Origin of the sequence: Acinetobacter johnsonii, from assembly GCF_048551975.1 — a bacterium.
Lineage (GTDB): Bacteria > Pseudomonadota > Gammaproteobacteria > Pseudomonadales > Moraxellaceae > Acinetobacter > Acinetobacter johnsonii_A.
Genome location: NZ_JBIMCF010000211.1, coordinates 1 through 277 on the forward strand (window position 1 = coordinate 1; position 277 = coordinate 277).

The 277-nt window shown below is 46.9% G+C and carries 1 pseudogene; it reads right to left on the reverse strand.

The features are described 5' to 3' along the window. Window positions 1-277 (reverse strand): annotated as a pseudogene (locus tag ACG9ZB_RS17280) (hypothetical protein); the annotation flags it as partial.

A 277-nucleotide genomic window follows, 5' to 3' on the forward strand; every position in this document is an offset into this window, starting at 1 on the left:
ACCTGTCGTACTTTTTACTTTACCGTTCATAAAGTTGATACTTCGCGCCGTGATGTCGCCTGATGCACGGTGGAAATCATCAACATCATAACCACTCAGTTTAAATGCACGGTCTTGGTATCGGAAGGTATGCGTGTGATTGGTCACATACCATGAACCACAGCTTAACCAGTAATGCAGATGAAGTTTGAGCACACCTTTTTGAATGCTTAACGCTTCAGTCTCACCGAGCGGATCAGCGAGGCAAGGGGACTCTATGTCCCCTTCTGTCGGCACA